Below are 18,473 nucleotides of genomic sequence, written 5' to 3'. Positions count from 1 at the left end.
ATAAATGCTGCAACCAATGAGTTGAATTGTCGGATTTTAAGCTACTGATCAAAATGCAAGACATTTTGGGAGGAGGAACTGAATGATGAAAATATTGATTGTAACAAGTATTATGATTGCACTAACCTTGGGGGTTGGTAGTCGCACAGTCAGTGCTGACGCTGACTACGATACTGCTTTAAAATCATCACCTGAAGCCTTGACTCTGACTGGAATTTTTCAGACAGGGACAGGAACTGTTTCAGGGGCGTCTAACGTTGCAACTGTTGTGACACTGGATGCTAAAGGAAATGTGGTGCCAGAAGGATCAACAACCGCGGATAAATCATTGGTTAAAATTACGGATGCACAAAAACAAGTGGGTTCAGAATGGTCAACCCCAAATAATAAATTTGATATTAATAAAGATAATTTAACAACGATGTGGATGTATTTCGGTAATGCAGGTGGTAATTCTGGTGACGGAATGGCATTTGTTTTACAAAATGATGCGCGGGGGACGGCTGCTATTTCTGGAGCAGGTCAAGCATTAGGCGTTTGGGGCGTGGATAACGGCGGATGGGAGAGCACTGTCGCCAATTCCGCTATTAAAAATTCATGGGCACTAGAGTTTGATACGCATCGAAACGGTGATAGCGGTGCTGGTAGTGGATTTGATGATTTGGATTCAATCAAGGATAATCATCTCGCCAGCACGTACCCCGGCACGGCCGACTCGTATCAAAGAAATGGAATCATAAATAAGTACAATAAGTTAGGTCACAAGAATATCATCAATACCGCGAAATTATCTAACGGTAAGTGGTGGCATGTAACGTTAGACTACAAATCAAGTGGGTTGATGACTTATACTATTGGTGATAAAGATCCAAGTACCGGTGCGGCATTGGCCGGACAAACGAATTCATTTAACATCGATAAAAGTAAATTTGATAGCGCAAGTGGTCAGTTAACCTGGGGATTTACAGGGGCTACCGGAAGTAACTATGAAAATAACTTAGTCATGTTTGAAAAAATTTCAAGTTTAGTTTCTGCTGACGCCGTCCAAAAAGTTACTGATGTAACGCAAAACAATGCGGATGTGACTAACAGCGGAACGGTTGTTAGTGGCGACGAGGTTAATTTCCAGTCAACGTTAACCTATAAAGATGGTAAACAAGATTGGCAAAAAATTGAAGCCTTATTGCAAGTGCCGAATGACGTGACCTTAGATAAAGAAGCAACGATTAAATATGCGGATGGAACAATACAAAAGTTCGATACGACTAAAGTGACGAACAAAGCTATTTCAGCAGTTTTATCGAAAAGTTTGTCTAAAACTAATAATACTGCAACAATTAGTATGAACGGGACTGCCAATACAGTTACATCAGATACAAAAGTGGCTAGTCCTGCAAGTGCGTTTAACGGTAAAAATGCGATGATAACATCGAATGCGGCAGCATTTACGATTAAGGCATCACAACAAAGATTTACAATTACCGGGTTAGTTAACCAAACCATTAATGTTGGTCAAGCTGCCAAAGTTGCTGCAAGCATTAAAACAGATACTATCTTGGAAGATAATGTTCTTATAGTCACGACTAAACTTAATGGTGCGCAGTTAAGTGATGATTATATTGAGTTGAATAAGTTAGATCCATATCCATATTCTGAAACAATCCCAGCGAACAAATTAAAGTTGGGTGATAATACCTACACGATTAGGGTTGATGATGGTTATGGTGATTCTAAAACAGTTCAATCAACGATTACGGTCAAAGATTTAGGTAAGATTGATTTAACGACAGTTAATGACTTGAATTTTGGAACGATTCCAATTCCTCAATCAACGACAACTTATAATCCTGTTTCGGCGATGAATGTTGAGCTTGAAGCATCACTCCCAGGTTCATGGAACTTAGGAGTTGAAGGTAGCGATGTTGTTGGGACTGATGGATCCATTTTAAAGGGTGCTTTAATTTACAAGGATTCAGTAAATGCCGCAGAAACAGTTGTTAATAGTAATAGTTTAACAATCCTCAACGGTCAGTCATCGCCATCTAAGGTTACAAAGACATGGGCTAAAGATACGGGGATTCTGTTAAAAGTTAAACCGAGTGAAGTTAAAACACAAAGTTATAAAGCGACTATCAATTGGACGCTAAGTCACACACCAACTGAATAGATATAGGGGAAGAAGCATAATTAATTATGCTTCTTTTTTTTATTTAAATTTTAAATTGAATATATAATTTGGTCATAAGTAATAAATGATATGAACGTCTTGATTTAATGGTTAAAAATAATTGGTATGGCTGATTTATATTGTAATTATTAATCTATTTTGCACGATTAAGTGTTATGATAATATATAAGAGTTACCGAATGGGAGGGCTTTTATAATGAAGCTAAAATTGGGGAAAATACTTTTAATGAGTCTATCATTGGGAGTGATAGGAATTGGTGGTTCTGTTAGTGCGAATGCCGCAACAGACGCAGCGGCAGACTACGCTAAAGCTATTTCAGTGGCACCAGATGCGCTAACGTTGGATCATATTTTCCAAACAGGGACGGGTGGCGGATCAGCCAACCATTCAAGTGTCATCTCGCTTGATAAGGATAACAAGGTCGTGGATGAAAGTTCTAGTGCGGCAACGAAGGCAATTGTGAAGTTAACGGATTCCAGCGATCAGCTGGGTTCAGAATGGTCTATGCCTGCGAACACGTTTAATATAAATAAAGATAGTAAAACGAACATGTGGATGTACTTTGGTAACCAATTCGATTCCGGCGATGGGATGGCTTTTGTGCTTCAAAATGACAGCCGTGGAACGGGTGCCATATCAGGGGTTGGTCAATCATTGGGCGTTTGGGGAATTGATAATGGTGGTACTAGAGCAGACATTGCTAAGACTGCAATAAATAATGCTTGGGCACTTGAATTTGATACGTATGATAACAACGATACGGGGAAAGGGACGTCATATGATAATACGCCTGATGTCAAAGGGACTAATCATATTGCCTATGGGTACCCCAGCTCACCTGAAACGTACGGATTAAAATTTGGGTTTGGTTTCTTGAAGTTTTATGCTGTAATGAATCACCAGGGTGTTATTAAAACAAGACATCTATCTAACGGATCATGGCATCACGTAACGTTAGATTATAAAACATTATCGGCAACACAAGGTTCGATGACTTATACAATAGATGATAAGGATCCCACAACAGGTGCGGCATTAACAGGTCAAAGTCAAACCGCCCAAATTGATAAAAGTAGATTTACCGCGGATGGGAAAAATGGTAATGGAACTGATATTATGTGGGGATTCACGGGTTCAACTGGTAGTAAATACGAAAATAATTTAATTATGTTTGAACAAATTTCAAATTTAGTTTCGGCGGCCGGTGTTCAAAAGGTCACAGATAGCACGAATAATAATCAAGACGTAACGAATAACGGCAACGTGATGAGTGGCGATCAACTTAATTTTCAAACGACCTTAACCTATAAAGAAGGTAAACAGGACTGGAAAAAAATCAAAGCAGTACTGAATGTACCAACTAATGTGACATTGAACCCAGCTGCTACAATCAAGTATACAGACGGAACAGTTGATAATTTTGATACAAGAACGGCTAAAAATGGCGTTATCACTAAGGAACTGTCTAAAGACTTATCAACCGCCAATAATACGGCAACAATCAGTATGACGGGTACAGCTAATACTGTAACTGCGGATACTAAGGCAACGAGCCCGATTAGTCACTTCAATGGAAATAACGCGATTGTAGAATCAAATGCGGCTAATTTTACGATTTCGGTGCCTAACCAAACATTGAGCGTTACAGGTCTTGCCGACCAAAATATTAATCTTGGTGATTCGGCTAGTTTTGATGCGCTTGTCAAATCTGATAGAGATATCAAGCCACAAAATATTGGCGAAGTAACCAGTGTTGTTGATAATACCACTAAAGGCAAGCCAGAATACATTGAGTTAAGTAAAACTGGTTCCCATCATAAAGAAACGATTCCAGCGAGTCAGTTAACAGTCGGTAAACACACGTATACCGTAAGTGTTGTGGACAGCTATCAACATACCGCGACAAAAACGGTTACGATTACCGTCGCTGATCCAGGTAAACTAAGCTTAACAGTTATTAATGCCTTGAATTTCGGGACGGGAGAAAAGCCATTACCAATTCCGAATGTATTAACGGACTTCAACCCTAACGAGAAGTTAAATGTACAATTGGAGGCGTCATTGCCAGGAACATGGAACTTAGCCATTACGGCGAGTGAACTGGTAGGCGCGGATCAATCAATTTTGAAAGATGCATTAATCTATAAGGCTTCTGCAACGGATGCGGGGACACCGTTAAACAATAGTAGTCTTTCAATTCTAAGTGGGTCATCATCGCGTGACAAAATAAATAAGGTATGGGATAAAGATACGGGGATTTTATTACACATTAAACCTAGCACGGTTAAAGTGCAGACTTACCATGCCACAATAAAATGGACATTAAGCAATGTCCCAATAAAATAAGGGTTCACGGAGGTGCATAAGTACATTTATGCGCCTTTTTTGTATTTTAATTTTGCAATTCTTGTTATCTAGGATATGATAGTTTATGGAATGAGAGAAAAGACGGAGGACACCTAATGAAAATGACGGTTGAACAGTTCATGTCGGCAATTGAAGAAGAGACGTATACGAAGATTTTTTATGCGGCGACACCAGAAGATGTACAAAATGTCGGTATTCCCGATTTATTTGCTAAAGGGTACGCAACTTTGGCTGAGAGTTTGAAAAATAACCAACTTGCTGAAATCCAATTAATGATTGAATATCCTGAAGGAACAGCCATTTTTACGCTTGAGACTAATATTATTAATCTACCTTATAAATATTACAAAAAATTACCAGGATTCTTTAATGAAGTAACAGATGAAGCAGAGATTAATGTGTACTTAATTGTTGAATCGCCAGTGATTAACGTTTCGAAATTACGCATTGATAAGGTAACATCTGGAGTTGAGTACTTAGAACATCAAGCTGATTTCAACGTGACCATGACAACTATGATTGCCGAGAAGGTAGCCTTCTTGGAGAATCCACCTGAAATTATTGAAAAAGAAAAAGTTGAACCCGTTAAAAAGGCAGCCGCAACTAAGAAAAAAGTAGTTAAAAAGAAAAAGGCGCCGGCTAAGAAGAAACCCGCTAAGAAAACAACAGCGGCAGCCAAAAAACCGGCCGCAAAGAAACCGACAGTCAAAAAGGCAGCGACTAAAAAAGTGACAAAGAAAAAAGTCGCGACGAAGAAACCGGCGACTAAAAAAACAACAACTAAGAAAAAAGAAGATAAATAAAAACCACCAATTTAAAATTGGTGGTTTTTTTGTCTGTTTATTTAATGAAGAAGTAGTAGATAAGGAGTAGCGAACCTAAAACGATTCGGTACCAACCAAAAGGTTTGAAATCTTTTGATTTTATGTAACCCATTAAGAATTTAATCGCAACGATTGAAACGAAGAAGGCAACGGCACAGCCAAGTAATAAGACGGCTGATTGATCACCAGTAAATGAATTTCCGTTATGGAAGTATTTAAATAATTTCAATAAACTTGCGCCGAACATAACTGGAATCGATAAGAAAAATGAAAATTCAGCAGCAATGAAACGAGATGTACCAAGTAAGATACCGCCTAGAATTGTGGCACCAGAACGTGATGTTCCGGGAATTAAAGCAAGGACTTGGAAGACACCGATTAAAATAGCTGTTTTATAACTAACTTGTGTAAATGATGTGATAGCAGGTGTCGTATTGGCTTTCTTATTTTCAATAATAATGAATAGAACACCGTAAATAATTAACATTAGAGCAACAACTGGGAAATTGTACAATTTAGCGTTCAACCAGTCATCAGCTACCAGACCAATGACAGCGGCCGGTAGGACAGCGACGATAACTTTACTCCAGAGTGACCAAGTATCTCTTTTCTCTAATTGTGATTTCTTTGGAGAAAATGGATTTAACTTATGGAAATAAAGCACGCAGACGGCAAGAATAGCACCTAGTTGAATAACAACAAAGAACATTTCCATAAAGGCAGGACTTTCTTTGAGTTGTAGGAACTCGTCGACTAAAATCATGTGTCCAGTGGAACTAATTGGTAACCATTCTGTGATACCCTCAACAACACCCAGAACGATAACCTTAAACATTTCAATAATACTCATCATAATGACAGGTTCCTTCCAAAATTTTTATTTAACTGTTTTAGTATACCCAATCCGTAAGTCAAAAACCATAAATTTCAGTAGAGTTATCTTCTTCTTAACATAATACAAAAAGGCACCTACCAAATTAAATTGATAGGTGCCTGACAGCATGAGTGCTATGCAGCGTCTTTTTTATTGCGACGTGCGATTGCTGGTAAGATTAGTCCAAGTGCTACTAATACGATTGGCGTGATAATGTTAAGTGCTAATTGGAACATGTAGTTAGAAGGGCTATCTGAATAGTTAAGTTTAGGCACAACCCCTAAGATACATGCGAAGGCTGTGAATAAAAGACACCAAGCGCCAATAATGTAACCGACAACTGGGTTCTTAACGAATTTATAACCTGATTTGAATTTCTTGTATTGTTTGTTTAATAACATGTAAGCAAAGAATACCCAGAGGTAACGCATTGGCATAACAACCGCGTTTAAATTCAATAACCATTTGTATAATTCGTTCATGTTACCAATCCCGATAGCAGGGATGATGATTAGAACACTAACCAAGATACCTGTCATGGCATAACCATTAACTGGTGTGCCTTTTTTGTTAAGTTTTGATAATTTTTTAGGGATGAAGTTATCGTCCGCATCACCTAGAAGAATTTTTAGTGGGGCATCAATCGAGAAGGCAAGGGCAGAAATTTGAGCCATTGCATTTGCGATTGCGTAAAGAATCATGAATAAGTTACCGACATGGTAGAAACTACCAAGACGTAAGAAACCTTCGTAAGGGCCATTTGTAATTAAATCAGAAGGAATATCTTTACCATTAAATAGGAATCCCATGGCAAATGATCCTAAGATGGCACAGATAGCAACCATGGCAGCTAAAGCTAACATACCTTTAGGGAATTCTTTAGCAGAATTCTTTGTTTTATTAACGTAAGGTGAAATTTTTTCAGCACCACCAACAGCGAAGACTAACATTGAAATCGTTGTGAAGTAAGCGAAGTTAAAGTTAGGTAAGTATGATTTAATGGCACCCATGTCAGGTGTTTGGATTTTAGCATGTGTCATAAAGGGAGCTGACACGGCTAATAAAATGAAGAGTAATGACATGACGAACATTGCTGTTCCGGCAATGCTACCAATACGACTTAAAGTTGCGATCCCTTTTGAGGCGATCCATAAGAAAAAGACGAAGATAACTAAGCCCATGATTGAAACGGTCATGGCTGATGTTTCATTAACGAAATTACCATTTCCTTTAAATAACCAACTGAAGGCAATTAAGATACCTTGGGGTTTTTGTGCTAAGTAAGGAATATGTACAACCCAGTAAGTCCAAGCCGCGTAGTAGGCAAGTCTTTTTGTTGACGTTTCCTTCACCCAAGAAGAAACACCACCACTGGCATCTTTAAATGTTGAGCCTAATTGGCCAACAATTAAACTATAAGGCACAAAGTAGAAAATCATGATTAGAATCCAAGATGTAATAACCGTAAGACCTTGGTTCGCAAAGTTATTAAAGACATTTGCAAGTCCCCAAACGGAAACGAATGCAATTAAAGCAACGTTATACCAGCGTAACGTTTTTTCTGATTCAAGCAAAATAATAGCCTCCATAGAATAAAAAATATTTTTTAATGAGATTTTGGAACAATTGTTAAGCTTAAGTATAAAGAAAAATGAAATCAAAGTACAACTAAATTTTGTGTCCGAATAAAAGACATTAATATAGAAGGAAAGCCATCAAAAAATAAATTAAATAATTATGAAACTTGATATAACCGCGTTATCTTTGGGCATAATAATATGATTCGCACAAAAAAGGAAATAGTCATTAGAAATTGACCGTTTTTAATCTATATAACTGGTATATTTAGTTAATGAGGTTTACGATAAAACGAAAAGGAGGGCGACATGGTCATAATGAAACAGAAAAGTAAAATTTTTTTGGTAATCTCTCTGGTGTGGGTACTGACATCAGGGTTAGACATTTCAGCAAATGAACATCAGCAAATTGGTTCTGAATTAGGACTTAATCGACTGTTAGGGGCTACAACGGTACCAAGCGAATTTAAGTCGGATGATAGTAGTTCTGAGCAAATTAATGAAAAGAATGATGGAAAATCAGAAGAAATAACTTCTGATTCATCGAATACGTCGCCCGAAAAAGATACAAGCCAAAAAGAAGGTAGTGTAAAAGAAACGGTGTCAGAAGAAAATAAATCAGTTATAAAATCATCGGATACAATTAAATCAAATTTAATGATTCTATTTTATGGAACCGCTAATTCTATTCTTAATCCGACATTAAAGGATGATAGTTTCTTTTCTAAAACGTCTCGAATTGAAGGATTTATAACTGATGATCTCTATCCAAATGAGGGTAGCATTGGTGGTTCTGGAACGCCTGGATCGGGCGATTATATCCCGCCATTAAATACGGCAGATTATTTCATTAAAGTGGATATGGTAAATGAATCAGATTCCACGAAAACCGTTAAAGCTAAATCAACGGTGCACGAGTATCCGGAATTTCACCCGGAACCGTATGATCCAGAATCGACATTTATGCCATATCACATTGATATCAAGAACTCTGACTTGGCTGTGGGTGTAAATACACTGCACGCGACCGTATACAAGAAAAACGGCAGTATTAGTGATGAGGCTGTGGAAGTAATTAAAGTTAAGATTGAGATACCCACTTTGAACCTTCCTGATATTCCTTACACAGAAACAAATGATAATCCAACGATTGATGTTGCATCAAGTAACTTTAAGGTCAATTATGGCGTGAGTAGCAAGTATGCTAAAAATTTAAAAACAACTTATGTAGATACACACAATGGCAAAGTAGATTCCGGAGATGTTGGGGATTTTGATAATAGCACGACTCCGGGTAGCGAGCACACAGATAACTTCACGTTGACAGGGTTGAGTGATGGGAAACATCAGGTGGATATAACGACTACAGATGACCAGTTAAATAAAGTTACAAAAAAATTTACGCTACAAGTAAAAAAACCAACTAATTCATTTAATATTGTCGATATTAGCGATTTGAATTATGGGGATGCCATTAAGATTCCGGCTAAGACAACCTTGTTTAATCCTGTTAATAAATTAAATATCCAACTTTCCGCCGTAAATGTTGGTCACTGGCAATTAAATGTTAAATCGACAGGGTTCACGGATGATCCGAATGCTTTCGTCTTTAAAAGTCAGGCAGACGGCGTAGAGCAACCGATTGATAATATAAATGGAATCACTGTTTTATCGGGTGATGGGGTTGACGATGATAAGAATCAAACCTTTGATGCAGAGGGGACGGGAGTACTGCTGAAGGCAAGACCATCCAAGATAAGGGCGCAAGCGTACAGTGCTAAATTAGAGTGGACACTGTCAACAGTCCCAGTGAAATAGTGTCAAAAACTTACACTCAACGCGCAAATGTTGGTCGTTTTAAATGATAAAAATTTGATATTATAGTAATTGTTATAAGAGATGAACAAAGAAGATCACTATATATGAATATTATCAAAAATATACGTTCAACCGTAAAATATTGACCGTTTTTAGATTATATATTTACTATAATAGGCGTATACAAAAAAACTTGGGGGTAACAATTATGAAAAAGACATTATTAACAACAGCATTAATCAGTGGAGCGGTTTTAGGTCTTGGGGCAATGAACAGCGTGTCAGCTGCTGATACAAATACATCAAAAGATACAACTGCTTCAGCAACATTTACAGCCGGTGAAGATCCAACAAATCCTGGTTCTGGTCCTTTGTCACTTAAGAGTGCTACAGGTGCAATTGATTTTGGTTCAAAACCAATTTCTGCAAAGGCAGATACGCTTAACTCAAATACAGACGTTGATGTAACTGTTAATGATCTTCGTGGAACATTCGTTGGTTGGAAAGTTAACGTTAGTGGAACAAAATTAATGAGTGATGAAAAAGAACCTACAGAATTAAAGGGTGCTACAATTTCACTTCCTGCCGGTACAGCTTCATCAGTTGACGGTAGTTCAGATGCAGTTGCGGGCATAACAGCTACAGCTACGGCTAATGTTTTAGACGGTGGTGCAGAAATTATGGCACCAGCCAAGAGTGGTACTGGTGAAATCAAAACTAATTATGCACAAGCTGGCATTAATTTAGGCGTTATTGGTGGTTCGGCACATGCTGCTAAATACTCAACAACACTTAACTGGACGTTAACAGATAGCCCAGTAGCTTAATCATATAAAATTAATAAACAAACATTCGGGGGAATAGCAACTATGAAAAAAATTCTAACAAGTACATTATTAGCAGCAACAGTTTTGGGGGCAGGCTTAGCAGTTTCAGGTAGCGCAAGTGCTGCTGGAACAGAAACAAGTAAAGCATCAACTAACGGTTCAGTAACGTTTGTACCCGGTGAAGGTACAGATCCCGTTGATCCAACGAACCCCGTTGATCCAACAGATCCTGGTGATGGTGGCGGTGGTGAAACAGGAGACAAAGGTCCATTGGCAATTGTTTACGCTACAAAAGCAGTTAACTTTGGTTTAGATGAAACTAAAGATGGCAATTATGCTGTTAGCCAAACGGTTCCCGTTTCTGCAAAGTCTCAAGACCTTAAAGGTAGTAACTTCATCTCACTTCAAGTTGGGGATGTTCGTGGAACATCAGCCGGTTGGACACTTTCTGTTAGCTCAAACCAATTCACGAGTGCAAAATCTGGTGATTTAGCAGGTGCAACTTTAACTTTAGGTAAAGGTGATAACGTGTTGGCTGGTGGCGCAACAGGTACAGCAGCAGTTGCCGCTGAAGTTAAGAATGCAATTGGTGCCGGTGGTACCGTATTGTCTGCCGCACCTACTACTGGTGCTGGTTTAAATGCTGATAAGATTCGTGCTGATAAGATGACTTTAACAATCCCAGCCGGATCAGCTCAAGCTGATACTTACACAACAACGTTAAACTGGAGTCTTTCAGACACGCCAGGCGCTTAATTTTAATAGATAAAAAATCGGGGGAATTTAATTATGAAAAAAATATTAACAAGTGCATTACTTTCAGCAACAATTTTAGGAGCAGGTTTGGTAGTTTCATCTAACGTGAAGGCTGCCGATAAAACGCCTGATCCAGCATCAACTACAACTGGTGTACAGTTTAAAGCCGGGGATGAAGGCCAGATTGTTCCACCGGTTGACCCAACAGACCCAACAAAACCGGTTGATCCAATTGATCCGACGGATCCTGATTACCCAGGTACTGGTAATACTGGTAATCTTTCTATCATCCTTGCTACAAAAGCTATAAGCTTCGGTAACGATAACGTTATTACGGCAGGTACGGTTAATTTAAAAGCTGATAAAGATGTTGTCGTCGAAGTTGCGGATGTTCGTGGAACAAATGCCGGATGGGATTTATCAGTTAAATCTGATCAATTAACAGATGGTAAAACGAACACTCTTACTGGCGCACAAATTGGATTGGCGGCTGGTAAAAACGTTGTTGCTAATGGTGGTACTTCTGTTGCAGCAACGACTGCAGCACTTGCTGATACAACAACTGGTGCGGTAGTTCTTAAAGCCGTAAAAGACACTGGTTCTGGTATTAACGTTAATACAATCGCTAAAGATGGTGTAACGTTAACAATCCCTGCTGGTATTGCTAAGGCTGACGTTGCTTATGCTTCAACATTAACTTGGAGTCTTGCGACTGCACCAATAGCATAATAATAATTAGGTTACACGGTATTAACTATTAATTGGGGGAATTAAATTATGAAAAAAATATTAACAAGTACTCTATTAGCAGCAACAGTTTTAGGAGCAGGTTTAGCGGTTTCAAGTAACGCAAATGCTGCAACTTTAGAAAAAGGCGCTAGCACGAATGCTGCCGTTTCATTTAAAGCCGGCGACGAAGGACAAGTTATTCCTCCCGTTGATCCAACAGATCCAACAAAACCAACAGATCCTGGTGATAACGGTAATACTGGTAATAACGGTAATTTGGCAATTGTTTACGCTACAAAAGATGTAAACTTTGGTTCAAATCTTGCAATTCCTACGAAAACATTAACTGTTAAGTCTTCTGACAAAGTTAGTCTTGAAGTTGGGGATGTTCGTGGAACTGATGCTGGATGGGCACTTTCAATCCAAGCTGATCAATTCAAGAGTGGTTCAGACGTTCTTACCGGTGCGGTACTTTCAATCGATAAATCAGATGATGTGAAAGTTGCCGAAGCTAATCCATCAACAGTAACGGCTGTTTCAAATGCTGTTACTGATGCAACAACCGCGTCAGTTGCGCTTAATGCTGTTAAAGGTACAGGTAGTGGTGTAACGGTTGATAATCTTGCTGCTGGCAAGATTAAATTAGTTGTTCCTGCTGGTGTTGCTAAAGCGAAAGCTTACTCAACAACAATGAACTGGACACTTTCAGACGTACCTGCTTAATAATTAAACTAAAAAACATTATATAGTGTTAATCACTGTGTAATGTTTTTTTATAAGAAGCGATGCTGTATTGGGGAGGTCAATTTTATGAAAAAAAGGGTATTACTTATTGTTATCTTGTTTTTAGGATTTATTACGTTAAATATTAGCCGACCAGTTAATGCAACAGTAACTGAGGCTGGTTCCACGAATATAACAATTGGATTTAAAGAGAATAAATCGGTCGAAAAGCCAACCAATGTGCCTGACCGAAAACATAATGATAATACACCTAATAAAGGCGTCGGCACTTCAGTTGTGGGCGGTATCTTACCACAAACAAATGAAGAAAAGTCGATTACCGCATTTTTAGTGGGACTTATCATTCTGTTAGGAACGTTATTATTGTTCTACATTCGCAGGGATAAAAAAGAAGAAAATAATAATTAAATTAAAAATAAACCAGAATATTCTGGTTTATTTTTTTGTTTAATTATAGATATGGTAAACTAGTTGAATGAAATAAATAGGAGTTGATTGCGTTTGGATAATCAGGTAATAGAAGGACAAACCATCTCATTCGATACAATTACATATGGATCGACTTATCGTAACTGTACGATTGAGACTTCGTTTGAACCGGTAAAAGTGGACTCGGTTACTTTTGATCATTGTGTATTTATGCAGACTGATTTCGTGCGCAGTGAATGGTTGGATACCGTTATTGATCATTGTGAATTTTTAAATGCCGCATTTAATGAAAGTTATTTTTTTAGAAGTGAGATTAAAAGCTGTCGAATGATGGGTTGTGATTTTTCAAATCGAACAGTTTTTAAAGAAATGACGATTAGGGATTGTCAGTTGAGTTACTCAAACTTTAGCGTGACCCATTTTCAAGACGTTGAATTCATACGCTGTGATCTAAAGGAAGCCAGTTTTCAGGCCGTAGAAATTAAGAAAAAACTAACGTTTCCTGAAAGTAACCTTGAGGGTTGTGATTTTATAGAAACGAATATGAAGTTCGTTGATTTCTCACAGAGTGAGTTTGAGACAGTTATTTTAGATCCTAGATTAGTTCGTGGATTATCAATTAATGCTTACCAAGCAACCATTTTGGTCACTTTATTAGGAATTAAATTAAAATAAACTTACTAAATAAAAGCGAACTTACAATATTGTAAGTTCGCTTTTATTTTTATCGGGACGGAAAAGGCCGTATATGGACATTTAAAGGAGATTATAAAGTCAGCCCTTTTGCATATCCACAATTCAGTCAATTTATGAGGGTAGACGGTAAAATACTGACGTTTTTTAATTATATTTGAGCGTATACTATATTTATCGATTAGGTAGAATGGGGTGTGAAGTATGGGGATTAAACAGGGAAAATTAAAGGTAGTTATGTTTACTTTGGTTGTTACTTTTTTTGCTAGTATTTCGGGTGTTTCCGCTGTAACGGATTACCCTAATGCAATTAAGGCAGCACCACATGGTATTACTTTGAATGGAATTTTTCAAACGGGTACCGGGACGGGTGTTTCTTCGGCAAGTAAAACAGTTAATTTAACGCCAAATAATGTTATCACAACAGATCCGAATGCGGCTACGAAATCGGTTGTAACAATCACGGATGATAAAAATCAAAAGGCAGCTGTCTGGTCAACGGATGGTAACACATTTGATATTAATAAAAACGAGACAGCTTCAATGTGGGTATATCTCGGAAATGGGTATGCCGCCGCCGGAGATGGTATGGCCTTGGTTTTACAGAATGATCCTAAAGGGAATGCTGCAATTTCAACAGGGAGCGGTGAAACACTCGGTGTTTGGGCTAATGATGAGACACTAACTACTGGAAATATTCTTATTGGGAAAACCTCAGGATATAATAAAGCTGAAGATTTAGTTAAGACGAGCGTTCAAAATAGTTGGGCGCTTGAGTTTGATACTCATACCAATGATGGTCGGAATGCTAATAATAATTTTGATACAGATTTAGATGGAAATAACCATTTGGCTAGTGGTTACCCTGCTGACACCGGAACTTATGTACGAAATGTAGGGGGTTCATTAATACCGCTGGTAACTAATTATTTTTATTCTCAAAAACATTCTGGATTTATTGATTACGGGAAAGGCGTACCGTTATCTAATGGTCAATGGCACCATGTAACGTTAAAGTATGTGTCGAAATCAAGTGTTGAGGGATTAATGACGTATACGATTGATGATAAAAATCCACAAAATAATGTGATGTTACCTGGTAAAACTGCAACTGTTTCAATTGATAAATCTAAATTCAATTCAAATGGTTCAATTCGTTGGGGTTTTACGGGGTCAACTGGTGGCAGCTACGAAACTAACTTGGTTATGTTTGAACAAGTACCAGGGTTAGTTAATGCGAGTGCTACTCAAAAAGTAATAGATATTACTCAAAAAAATAAAGATGTCACTAATAAGGGGTTAGTTCAATCTGATGATTCATTAAGCTTTGTAACTGATTTAAATTATTCAGATGGTAAACAAGAATGGAAGAATATTAATGCTAGTTTAAAAATACCAAATGATGTGACTTTGAAGTCGGGAACAATCACTTATTCGGGTACTGGCACTGATTCAGAAACAATTAATTTAATGAATACCTCTAATGGTGAAATTACCAAGTTACTTAAGAATAACTTGTCATCAGGCAAATATTCAAACGCTAAAATCACGTTGATGGGAACTGCTAATAAAGAGACAAAAGATACAAATGTAAACAGTGGTGAAAGTGAATTCACTGGTTCAAATGCCGTTGTTCAATCAAATGCGGCAAGTTTCACAATTGGTGGGATACGGACATTAACTTTAACGGGTATTAATGACATTACCGTTAAGGCAGGCAGCGGAGCAACTATTGCTGGGACAGTCGTATCAAGTCTTGGTGGTATTTTCCCAGCGGGGACAACAACTGCAGCAATTAAAGTTAATGATAACTATTCAGTACAAGCTAATGTTGGAACTGACGGAAAATTCAGTGTTAATGTACCAAGTGACCAATTAAAACTTGGTAAAAATCCTTATACGGTGATGGCAACTGATCAATTTGGCAATCAAACTAAATCATACGCGGCCAACATTATCGTGGGTGCTAATAAACCAACTTTAACTTTGGATGATAGTGGTAAAACAGTTAACGCGCCATATTCTTTAAGTTATCATGTGACTGACGATAGTGCGAAAATTAAAATGTACTATCAAGATGGATCGGGGACACCAGTCCTGATGGACACATTTGATAATCCTAAAGCTAATGAATTACATTCTGGTGCTTACAAATTACCGGATGATTTATCAGTGGGCAAACATGTCATAACTGTTTATGCGGTGGATTCAGATGATAATAAGTCTGATACACAAACAATCACGGTCATGGTTCCAGGCAAGTTAGGTCTTACGACTGCCGGTAGTTTAGATTTTGGATCGACTAATATCCCTGATAAGGCAACGATTTTATCGCGGAAAACTGATTTTTCTGTTGATTTAGAAACTTCATTACCGGGTACTTGGGATTTATCAGTTTCGGCAACTGATTTAACTTCAGGAAGTAACACTATTAAAGGTGCCGTTATTTATCGCGCAACGGCTGGCGATAACGCACAAGTACTAAATCAAACTAGTCTTAAAATTTTATCGGGATCATCTAAGTTGACGCCGACAAAAGTACCATGGGATAAAGATGCGGGAGTTTTAATTAAAGCTGACCCAAGTCAAATCCATAAAGACTCATACACGGCTACAGTGAGCTGGATATTAACTAATACACCAAGTAAGTAAAAATAAATAGACCACTAAACGTTTTCGGTTTAGTGGTCTATTTATTTGGTTAATTATACTTATTGATCATTTTAGTTAGATTTCTAACGTAACTCTCTGCTGTGCTTAACTTATTACTAATATAAAATCGTATACAGTAGTGGTATTTGTGGCTTAAATCGTTTGACTTAAGGCAATTATTTTATTAACCGTTTTGTCTAAGAACTGAATGGTTTGATTCAATGGTTCATCGGTTGTGATATCAACACCGGCAACTTTGGCAGCTTCAATTGGAGGTAATTCACCACCAAGTTTCAAGAAAGCCAGCCAAGATTCGGTTGCGACTTCTGGATCTTTCAGTAGATTTAAATGCGCTTGTGTTGAAATAGCGAGTCCAGCTGAATACGTGTAAGAGTAAAGTCCCATGTAGTAATGAGATTGGCGCATCCAAGTTAATTCGGCGCCGTCGTTAATTTCAACGTCAGGGCCCCAGAAACGTTCGAGTACGTTACGTTTGATTTCACTTAATTGATCGCCATCAAAACCTTGTCCGGCATCAATCAACTGGTAAACCTCACGTTGGTAAGCTGCTTCAAGTAAATGCGTGACGAAGTTATGGAAATAAGTATTCGTTAACATTTTTGAATAAGCGAAACGTTGTAAACGTGGTTCTGTTGATTGGTTCTCGATTGAAGTGGTTAGTAATAATTCATTAAAAGTAGAAGGTGCCTCAACCAAGTAAGTAGAAGGCTCGCTCCCGAGAATAGATTGGTTATCTTGCGTCAAAATAGCTTGTCCTGCATGGCCAAGTTCATGAATTAAAGTATAAACGTCGGCTAACTCGTCTGTCCAAGACATCAGAATGTAGGGATGTTTGCCGTAAGGGGTTGTTTCAAAACCACCCGTTTCTTTACCAATATTCTGTGGGAAATCAATCCAACGTTCTGGGAATGAACGGGCAACCATTGCTTGATAGTCAGAACCAAGTGGGGCTACGGCGTCATTAACATATTTTTTGGCGTCTTCGATTGAGACTTTAGGCGCGAATTCAGGATCTAAATCAATTTGTAAATCGGCAAATGTCATTTTATCTAAGCCACGAACTTCCTTAATATGTGCGGCATATTTTTGCATAACGGGTGCTAATTTAGTCATGATGGTATCGATTTGACGGTTGAATAGGGTACGGTCAACTTCTTGTTCCGCTAATAAATAATCAAATACGGAATCATAACCGCGTAATGTGGCAATCCGTTTCTCCATTGAGACCTGATTGTAGTAGTTCGCGGCAATCGTATGTTTATAATGTGCCAACGTTGTAGAAAAACTTTTAAATGCGGCATGACGAACGGCCGGATCTGAATTATATTGGTAAGTATTTTCGTACAAAACAAAGGACATGGGATAAGTGACCCCATTAACTTCAAAATCGTCAAAGTCCATATCAGCCGCACGCGTTTGCCCGTAAACAGATTCTGGTGCCGAAAAATTGGGCTGGAAAGTTGCTAGGACTTGCTCAACTTCGGGACTTAATTGGTATTCTTGTTGTTTTTTTAATTGGCGAATATAAGCTTTTAATTTTGGATTAGCGACTACGACTTCGTCTAAACGCTCAACTGGTAATGCCAGCAATTCAATATCGAAGAAAACCAATTTTGTGGAAATTTCAGCAGATAATGCTTCAAATTCGCGCATTAATTGGTTGGCTGTTGCGTCAGTAATATCAACGGCTTGTTGCAAGAATGCATAATGTTCAATATGAGAGAGACGCATGTATATGTCCTCTAGCGCACTGAATGCATCATGAATTGAGACTAATTTATCTAAATGGCCGTGATAAGCAGTATCAAATGCCTGAACCAAATCGCGAACTAAATCGATATCCGTTTGGAATGCGATATCATTTGGATAAATGGCAGTTAAATCCCAAGTTAATGCTTCGGGAACATCTTTACGGTTAACTAGTTGGTGTGTATTTGTCATAATCGTAACCTCCTAAGGGTTTGTATGCCTAGT

14 protein-coding genes are annotated in these 18,473 nt (G+C 38.1%); 11 read left to right on the top strand and 3 right to left on the bottom strand.

Annotated features, from left to right (window positions below; translation table 11 throughout):
* The first annotated feature begins 82 nt into the window (after positions 1 to 82).
* The 3 genes from N0K80_RS05760 to N0K80_RS05750 all read left to right on the top strand — a co-directional run bounded on the left by N0K80_RS05760 (position 83) and on the right by N0K80_RS05750 (position 5,359).
* A complete protein-coding gene (locus N0K80_RS05760; protein ID WP_269024091.1) occupies positions 83 to 2,167 on the top strand; it encodes a lectin-like domain-containing protein in 2,085 nt (694 codons plus the stop codon).
* Between the two features lie 217 nt (positions 2,168 to 2,384).
* Positions 2,385 to 4,535: an L-type lectin family protein gene (locus N0K80_RS05755; protein ID WP_269024090.1), complete on the top strand. Its 2,151-nt coding sequence runs from the start codon at positions 2,385 to 2,387 to the stop codon at positions 4,533 to 4,535.
* A gap of 116 nt (positions 4,536 to 4,651) precedes the next feature.
* Positions 4,652 to 5,359 (top strand): hypothetical protein, encoded by a 708-nt coding sequence (locus tag N0K80_RS05750; RefSeq protein ID WP_269024089.1) that lies wholly within the window; start codon positions 4,652 to 4,654, stop codon positions 5,357 to 5,359.
* Positions 5,360 to 5,396: 37 nt separating this feature from the next.
* Here N0K80_RS05750 and N0K80_RS05745 read toward each other — a convergent pair whose 3' ends face one another.
* Positions 5,397 to 6,230 carry an undecaprenyl-diphosphate phosphatase gene (locus N0K80_RS05745; RefSeq protein WP_181647444.1) on the bottom strand — a complete coding sequence of 278 codons (834 nt, stop codon included), beginning with the start codon at positions 6,228 to 6,230 and terminating at the stop codon, positions 5,397 to 5,399.
* Between the two features lie 158 nt (positions 6,231 to 6,388).
* Positions 6,389 to 7,828, bottom strand: coding sequence for an amino acid permease (locus N0K80_RS05740; protein ID WP_181647438.1), 1,440 nt, complete (start codon positions 7,826 to 7,828; stop codon positions 6,389 to 6,391).
* 321 nt (positions 7,829 to 8,149) lie between these two features.
* On the opposite strand from N0K80_RS05740, the gene N0K80_RS05735 reads away from it, so the two are divergent.
* The 8 genes from N0K80_RS05735 to N0K80_RS05700 all read left to right on the top strand — a co-directional run bounded on the left by N0K80_RS05735 (position 8,150) and on the right by N0K80_RS05700 (position 16,478).
* On the top strand, positions 8,150 to 9,649 hold the full coding sequence (locus N0K80_RS05735; RefSeq protein ID WP_269024088.1) for a hypothetical protein: 1,500 nt from the start codon (positions 8,150 to 8,152) through the stop codon (positions 9,647 to 9,649).
* 208 nt (positions 9,650 to 9,857) lie between these two features.
* Positions 9,858 to 10,475 carry a WxL domain-containing protein gene (locus tag N0K80_RS05730; RefSeq protein ID WP_269024087.1) on the top strand — a complete coding sequence of 206 codons (618 nt, stop codon included), beginning with the start codon at positions 9,858 to 9,860 and terminating at the stop codon, positions 10,473 to 10,475.
* 42 nt (positions 10,476 to 10,517) lie between these two features.
* Positions 10,518 to 11,231 (top strand): WxL domain-containing protein, encoded by a 714-nt coding sequence (locus N0K80_RS05725; protein ID WP_269024086.1) that lies wholly within the window; start codon positions 10,518 to 10,520, stop codon positions 11,229 to 11,231.
* Positions 11,232 to 11,264: 33 nt separating this feature from the next.
* Positions 11,265 to 11,960 carry a WxL domain-containing protein gene (locus tag N0K80_RS05720; protein ID WP_269024085.1) on the top strand — a complete coding sequence of 232 codons (696 nt, stop codon included), beginning with the start codon at positions 11,265 to 11,267 and terminating at the stop codon, positions 11,958 to 11,960.
* A gap of 48 nt (positions 11,961 to 12,008) precedes the next feature.
* A complete protein-coding gene (locus N0K80_RS05715; protein WP_269024084.1) occupies positions 12,009 to 12,683 on the top strand; it encodes a WxL domain-containing protein in 675 nt (224 codons plus the stop codon).
* An 87-nt stretch (positions 12,684 to 12,770) separates the two neighbouring features.
* A complete protein-coding gene (locus N0K80_RS05710) occupies positions 12,771 to 13,112 on the top strand; it encodes an LPXTG cell wall anchor domain-containing protein (protein WP_269024083.1) in 342 nt (113 codons plus the stop codon).
* A gap of 93 nt (positions 13,113 to 13,205) precedes the next feature.
* Positions 13,206 to 13,808 carry a pentapeptide repeat-containing protein gene (locus N0K80_RS05705; protein ID WP_269024082.1) on the top strand — a complete coding sequence of 201 codons (603 nt, stop codon included), beginning with the start codon at positions 13,206 to 13,208 and terminating at the stop codon, positions 13,806 to 13,808.
* Positions 13,809 to 14,030: 222 nt separating this feature from the next.
* Positions 14,031 to 16,478: an L-type lectin family protein gene (locus N0K80_RS05700; protein ID WP_269024081.1), complete on the top strand. Its 2,448-nt coding sequence runs from the start codon at positions 14,031 to 14,033 to the stop codon at positions 16,476 to 16,478.
* 153 nt (positions 16,479 to 16,631) lie between these two features.
* On the opposite strand, the gene pepF is transcribed toward N0K80_RS05700, so the two are convergent.
* Positions 16,632 to 18,440, bottom strand: a complete 1,809-nt coding sequence (pepF, locus tag N0K80_RS05695) for an oligoendopeptidase F (RefSeq protein ID WP_269024080.1) — start codon at positions 18,438 to 18,440, stop codon at positions 16,632 to 16,634.
* Between the last annotated feature and the right edge of the window lie 33 nt (positions 18,441 to 18,473).

The sequence above is a fragment of the Dellaglioa carnosa genome, from assembly GCF_026948345.1.
Taxonomy (GTDB): Bacteria; Bacillota; Bacilli; order Lactobacillales; family Lactobacillaceae; genus Dellaglioa; species Dellaglioa algida.
The sequence above is the reverse complement of the archived record's forward strand: the minus strand, read 5'-3'. Positions and strand labels throughout refer to the sequence as shown.

What these genes read in the sequence shown, in the direction of transcription:
- N0K80_RS05760 (WP_269024091.1), top strand. Translation starts at nt 83, where the DNA reads ATGATGAAAATATTGATTGTAACAAGTATTATGATTGCACTAACCTTG.
- pepF (WP_269024080.1), bottom strand. Translation starts at nt 18,440, where the DNA reads ATGACAAATACACACCAACTAGTTAACCGTAAAGATGTTCCCGAAGCA.
- N0K80_RS05710 (WP_269024083.1), top strand. Translation starts at nt 12,771, where the DNA reads ATGAAAAAAAGGGTATTACTTATTGTTATCTTGTTTTTAGGATTTATT.
- N0K80_RS05700 (WP_269024081.1), top strand. Translation starts at nt 14,031, where the DNA reads ATGGGGATTAAACAGGGAAAATTAAAGGTAGTTATGTTTACTTTGGTT.
- N0K80_RS05750 (WP_269024089.1), top strand. Translation starts at nt 4,652, where the DNA reads ATGAAAATGACGGTTGAACAGTTCATGTCGGCAATTGAAGAAGAGACG.
- N0K80_RS05735 (WP_269024088.1), top strand. Translation starts at nt 8,150, where the DNA reads ATGAAACAGAAAAGTAAAATTTTTTTGGTAATCTCTCTGGTGTGGGTA.
- N0K80_RS05715 (WP_269024084.1), top strand. Translation starts at nt 12,009, where the DNA reads ATGAAAAAAATATTAACAAGTACTCTATTAGCAGCAACAGTTTTAGGA.
- N0K80_RS05720 (WP_269024085.1), top strand. Translation starts at nt 11,265, where the DNA reads ATGAAAAAAATATTAACAAGTGCATTACTTTCAGCAACAATTTTAGGA.
- N0K80_RS05745 (WP_181647444.1), bottom strand. Translation starts at nt 6,230, where the DNA reads ATGAGTATTATTGAAATGTTTAAGGTTATCGTTCTGGGTGTTGTTGAG.
- N0K80_RS05725 (WP_269024086.1), top strand. Translation starts at nt 10,518, where the DNA reads ATGAAAAAAATTCTAACAAGTACATTATTAGCAGCAACAGTTTTGGGG.
- N0K80_RS05755 (WP_269024090.1), top strand. Translation starts at nt 2,385, where the DNA reads ATGAAGCTAAAATTGGGGAAAATACTTTTAATGAGTCTATCATTGGGA.
- N0K80_RS05730 (WP_269024087.1), top strand. Translation starts at nt 9,858, where the DNA reads ATGAAAAAGACATTATTAACAACAGCATTAATCAGTGGAGCGGTTTTA.